The sequence below is a fragment of the Bartonella sp. AP57NXGY genome, assembly GCF_042195805.1.
Classification (GTDB): Bacteria; Pseudomonadota; Alphaproteobacteria; order Rhizobiales; family Rhizobiaceae; genus Bartonella.
The window spans coordinates 1-4,531 of sequence record NZ_JBHIOZ010000100.1 but is presented as its reverse complement, the minus strand read 5'-3'; the positions used below and the strand labels follow the sequence as shown (position 1 = coordinate 4,531).

The following is a 4,531-nucleotide window of genomic DNA, read 5'->3' as shown; positions in this document are numbered from 1 at the left end:
AACAAAAAGCGCGTTGCAATCACCTGTTTTGAAGCCAATGTATGCATGTGTCATAGAGGACAACTCGCATTAGCTCTCACTCAATTGCCTGATTGGAATTATGAAATTAAGCACATCTAAAAAATAAATTTGCATATTTTTAAAAAATGGGAGTGTCCATATGTCACCTAGCACACCCCTACTCATTCCTAACAACTTTTAAGTAATGCATGATTCACGCTACGGGTGGATTGTGCCAAATCAAGGAAATAAATCATGGGGAAAAAATACGAATTGACTGATGAAACAATAGAGTTTGATGGATACATTACGCTTTACCGTATCCATGAATTGAGAGACTTTAGAGATGAAAAGGCAGGTAATCTTGACAGCTTTATAGAGGATGAAGACAGTTTAAGTCATGAAAACGATTGTTGGATTTATAATGATGCCAAGGCGTATTCCTTTACCAATATTTACGATAGCGCTAAGATTTTTGATAACGCACAAGTTGCTTATAATGCACAGATTTTTGGAAACGCAAAAATTTATGATAATTCAGAAGCTTGTAACAAAATTATGACCGCCCAGAACGGCGTCCCTTCAACAAAAGACGACATTCCTTTCTAACACCAAAAAACTAACCTTTTAACACCAGCGTGATTCACGCCACATGTGAATTACATCTAAAATCAAGGCGAACAAACATGGGACACCGTCCACCTACTATTACGCAACCAGCTATTGCTCGTGCTGTACGAGAAGCTAAAAAACAAGGGTGTGAATTAATAGAAATAAAGCCTACAGGTGAACTGCTTATTTATCTTAAAGCAGACATCCCAATACCAAACCAAGCTAGTCTTCCAAAAAAGTTATTAGATTTGTCAACGAATGAAGATTATGAATCTTCACTCTCTAAGATGTGAAGTTGCTATGCCAAAACCACGCCCCCCTCATCTTGTCAAAGAAATCACACGCCATGGTAAAATTATATGGTATGTGCGTATTGGTCGTGGTCAACGCATTAGAGTACGTGGAACCTATGGAACGCAAGAGTTTGTTGACAACTACCAAAGTGCGCTTGCTGAATTACAAGGGCTTATACTTCCAAAATCCAAAACCGGTAAACTTGTTGAAAGGTTATTTGCATGGCTACTTAAACAGTATTTTAACAGTATCAATTGGCATAGCTTCTCTAAAGTCACAAAAAGAACTCATCCTGATGAAGGTGTGTGATTCTATAGGTCACATTTCATACCAAGCAATCGAAAAGAAACATATTATAGCCGGTGTTGAACATCGTAAATAAACACTTGGAATGGCTAGAGACTTTCTGAAAGGTCTAAACGGACTTTTTAAATGGGCCATTGAACAGGGTCTTTTGGAAAATAATCCAGCTTTAGGAATCAAAAGACCTCCTCTCAAAAACGAAGACGGATTTCCAGTCAAAACAGAAAAAAGTAAATTCCAAACAGATGTTTTTTCTGCCAATTTTGTCTGAACTAGCCAAAACCCTTTAAATTGGTCCTATTGGAGAAGAAACATTCATTTGTGGTCAAGTTAATCAAAAACTCTCCAAAGAAAGCTTTGGCGATACATTTAGATAGGCTTGTAATACAGTAGGCATTAAAAAATCAGCGCGCGCATGGTTTAAGAAAATTAGCAGCAACACGCGCTGCTAATTTCGGTGCAACAGTCTCGCAACTCAAAGCAATTTTTGGCTGGACAGACGACACTATGGCATCTCTTTACACAAAGAGCGCAGACCGTAAAAACTTGCTCTTGAAGCCATAAAAAAGCTTCAAAAAGATGAGGAATAGAGGCAAATAAAACTCAATAGAATCAGGAATAACCTATTCTCTCATATTAGACATAAATATTTTATTTTACACATACTTGTGAATGAAACGGCTTTTAAAACCTTGTCTGTTAAAGTTTATGCTCTTTGCCTCTGCATAATTTAGCGTTTTTAAGTTCTATTCTTGAAAAACTATGCAAGACCTTAACAAACTATTTATTGATCTAAGCGTTCAATAATCTTTTCTTCCATTCAAATTACCTTTTTGCTTATCCTAAAGAAAAAAGCATTATAAATATACCTAATTTTCAGTCATATCTGGAAAAGGTTTTAAACTGTCGATGCAAATCTTATACAACGTTTTATTCAAATAGTGTAAATCAGCCCTTTCCTCCAAGATACCCTTTAGACGCATTAAATATCTGAATATTTTTATTTAAAAAATAAAAATCTTTTAAAGAGCTTTCTTATTGAATTGTACTTATTTAAACTCAATAAAAATTTTGCTTGAATATATATGTCATTCTTACAAATTTATCTCTCATAAACTGTCAAAGCAATAACATTTTCTTTTCGCAGATATGACCGATCTAAATAGAATAAATATCTGGAAAGGTAAAATAATTTAAAAATACACGACCGAAATTTAATATAATTTATCAAACATTTTCAACTGAACATTTCTTATTATTACGAAAACGACCATTAGAACTTAAAAAATATTGCTTTGTAAAAAATTTTTAAACAGGAAAAAAATGATAAATATCATAATTACCTTTCATTTTTCAGAAAAAACTATCATGTTTAAAAATGAAACTCTTAGATAACACACTCAAAGAATTAACTTATGAAGAATTATTTTAATTGAAACTTAAATAGTTTTACAAAGAACGCTTTAAAATGCGTATTAAAATGATTGACCTTTTACAAGAAATTTGTCAAAAAGCATATCTAGTTTGGAGGGGTGGCCGAGCGGTTTAAGGCACCGGTCTTGAAAACCGGCGTGCAGGAGACTGTACCGTGGGTTCGAATCCCACCCCCTCCGCCACAGCACTTTTATGGTGCTATAACTTATTGATTTCATGTGTGTTTTTTCAAGGTGCGGGATTCGTAAATAAAGGTTCGGGAATAGGATTCTCGAACATGCTTCTACGAAGCGCATGCTTGTTTGCTAACTTTCTCTAATAATTTTTTAAATTCTGCTAAATCCTGTTGTGAAAGATTATGTAAATTTCTAACAAACATGCCAACAATTTCACGACTCAACGGATTAGAAGGCTTTATAGTGAAGCTTTTACGACAAGCATCCGATTCTCTTCTCAAAATTTCTGCTACCTCTTGATCTAAAGTATAGAGTTCAATTATCTTTTCCTCTAATCCTACAGGAACAGATCTTTTGCCAATTTCTACAGATGATAAAAATGCTACAGATATATCTAATTTTTTAGCCATATCTAAAAGGCGTTCTGAATGATCAATGCGAAGTTTGCGTAAGGTTTTACCAAATGGTGTTGGCATCTAAAAAATCCTATTAAAAAAGAAGCTCTCTCGTGATTCTAGCAGAAATTCTCAGGTTTTGGTTAGCTCCTTTTAAAAATTGACTTCCTACCCTCCTTAATACACAAGGTTGTATAGCATGACGGATAAATCTCTTGACATAGGTTTGAAATGTAGTACATTGTAGTACAATTAAGTAGGAGGTTTAGTAATGGGAAAAATTCAAGCCCGCATACCTGATGAAGTTCAAGAAATTGCAAGTGCAGTTATTAAGTCTACGGGTTTAACTATATCGGATGCAGTGCGCATGTTTATGACCCGCATTGCTAGAGATAGAGCATTACCACTTGATCTATTCCAACCAAATCCGGAAACATTACAAGCTATCGAGGATGCCGAAATGGGACGCGTCGAACGTACATCATTAGACGGCTTAAGGACCATGATACGCTCAGATAGAACCGAAGCACGTAAATCTGAAAAGTAAACCTAAGCTTGCTATGCGGGAAATTGTCTATACGCGTTCATTCCGCCGTGACCTTAAACGTGAAAGCAAAGGTAAATATGCTAATGCACTAGAGGAGGATTTGCTGCTTGTGGTCAAAGCGTTAGCGGAGAATGAACCGCTAAAGGCGCATTGGAGAGATCATGCACTAACAGGTCAGTGGCGCAATTGTCGTGATTGTCACATAAAGCCGGATTTAGTTTTGATCTATCGAAAGCCAGATGCCAAAACACTAGAGCTTTTACGACTTGGTTCCCATTCTGAACTGCGTTTATAATTGGATCTCCAATTCATAGTAATAAAGAATTTTACGAAATTTTTTCTTTTATGACAGTTGTTCAGTTCTTTGAAAACCACTGCTTTAAATGTGCAATGACATTATCTAGCGCGTCCATGAGGCGTGCAAAATCGAGGATAAGCAAAAAAAGAAAAGTTGTTCAGTTCTTTGAAAACCACTGCTTTAAATGTGCAATGACATTATCTAGCGCGTCCATGAGGCGTGCAAAATCGAGGATAAGCAAAAAAAGAAAAAATGCTATCCACTTCATCAAGCGAGACATCATTTTCACGCTTTGATAGGTGATGATCATTTCTTGAAGCATTTCTTTTTCTGATTCTGTAAGCTCTGTGTGTTTTTTGGATTTTTTTCTAACCATGTTTCCACCCACACAAGCGTTCACCTAGATTATTGTGCTTTAAGATCTCTCTTGCTAAATTGGAACTGATGGCGTTCAGATCTTGCCGGCTTAAAT

General features: G+C 35.8%; 6 protein-coding genes, 1 tRNA gene and 1 pseudogene. 6 read left to right on the top strand and 2 right to left on the bottom strand.

Annotated features, from left to right (window positions below):
* Window positions 1-255 precede the first annotated feature (255 nt).
* The 4 genes and pseudogenes from ACFIL8_RS07750 to ACFIL8_RS07735 all read left to right on the top strand — a co-directional run bounded on the left by ACFIL8_RS07750 (window position 256) and on the right by ACFIL8_RS07735 (window position 2,825).
* A complete protein-coding gene (locus ACFIL8_RS07750) occupies window positions 256-609 on the top strand; it encodes a hypothetical protein (protein ID WP_375681448.1) in 354 nt (117 codons plus the stop codon).
* Between the two features lie 77 nt (window positions 610-686).
* Window positions 687-905, top strand: a complete 219-nt coding sequence (locus tag ACFIL8_RS07745) for a hypothetical protein (RefSeq protein ID WP_375632587.1) — start codon at window positions 687-689, stop codon at window positions 903-905.
* Between the two features lie 7 nt (window positions 906-912).
* A pseudogene (locus ACFIL8_RS07740) lies at window positions 913-1,799 on the top strand (tyrosine-type recombinase/integrase).
* A 936-nt stretch (window positions 1,800-2,735) separates the two neighbouring features.
* Window positions 2,736-2,825 (top strand) — tRNA-Ser (locus ACFIL8_RS07735).
* A 101-nt stretch (window positions 2,826-2,926) separates the two neighbouring features.
* On the opposite strand, the gene ACFIL8_RS07730 is transcribed toward ACFIL8_RS07735, so the two are convergent.
* Window positions 2,927-3,295 carry a helix-turn-helix domain-containing protein gene (locus ACFIL8_RS07730; RefSeq protein ID WP_273787997.1) on the bottom strand — a complete coding sequence of 123 codons (369 nt, stop codon included), beginning with the start codon at window positions 3,293-3,295 and terminating at the stop codon, window positions 2,927-2,929.
* A 190-nt stretch (window positions 3,296-3,485) separates the two neighbouring features.
* On the opposite strand from ACFIL8_RS07730, the gene ACFIL8_RS07725 reads away from it, so the two are divergent.
* Together ACFIL8_RS07725 and ACFIL8_RS07720 are read left to right on the top strand one after the other, a co-directional pair.
* Complete coding sequence (locus ACFIL8_RS07725) at window positions 3,486-3,761, top strand: type II toxin-antitoxin system RelB/DinJ family antitoxin (protein ID WP_375612632.1); 276 nt, start codon at window positions 3,486-3,488, stop codon at window positions 3,759-3,761.
* A gap of 13 nt (window positions 3,762-3,774) precedes the next feature.
* Window positions 3,775-4,056: a type II toxin-antitoxin system YafQ family toxin gene (locus ACFIL8_RS07720; protein ID WP_273787998.1), complete on the top strand. Its 282-nt coding sequence runs from the start codon at window positions 3,775-3,777 to the stop codon at window positions 4,054-4,056.
* A 160-nt stretch (window positions 4,057-4,216) separates the two neighbouring features.
* Here ACFIL8_RS07720 and ACFIL8_RS07715 read toward each other — a convergent pair whose 3' ends face one another.
* Entirely contained in the window at window positions 4,217-4,435 is a 219-nt protein-coding gene (locus ACFIL8_RS07715; protein WP_375630254.1) for a hypothetical protein, read from the bottom strand.
* Between the last annotated feature and the right edge of the window lie 96 nt (window positions 4,436-4,531).

Bases quoted from the DNA above. Each gene is read 5' to 3' on its own strand.
- ACFIL8_RS07745 (WP_375632587.1), top strand. From the start codon at position 687: ATGGGACACCGTCCACCTACTATTACGCAACCAGCTATTGCTCGTGCT.
- ACFIL8_RS07720 (WP_273787998.1), top strand. From the start codon at position 3,775: ATGCGGGAAATTGTCTATACGCGTTCATTCCGCCGTGACCTTAAACGT.
- ACFIL8_RS07750 (WP_375681448.1), top strand. From the start codon at position 256: ATGGGGAAAAAATACGAATTGACTGATGAAACAATAGAGTTTGATGGA.
- ACFIL8_RS07725 (WP_375612632.1), top strand. From the start codon at position 3,486: ATGGGAAAAATTCAAGCCCGCATACCTGATGAAGTTCAAGAAATTGCA.
- ACFIL8_RS07730 (WP_273787997.1), bottom strand. From the start codon at position 3,295: ATGCCAACACCATTTGGTAAAACCTTACGCAAACTTCGCATTGATCAT.
- ACFIL8_RS07715 (WP_375630254.1), bottom strand. From the start codon at position 4,435: ATGGTTAGAAAAAAATCCAAAAAACACACAGAGCTTACAGAATCAGAA.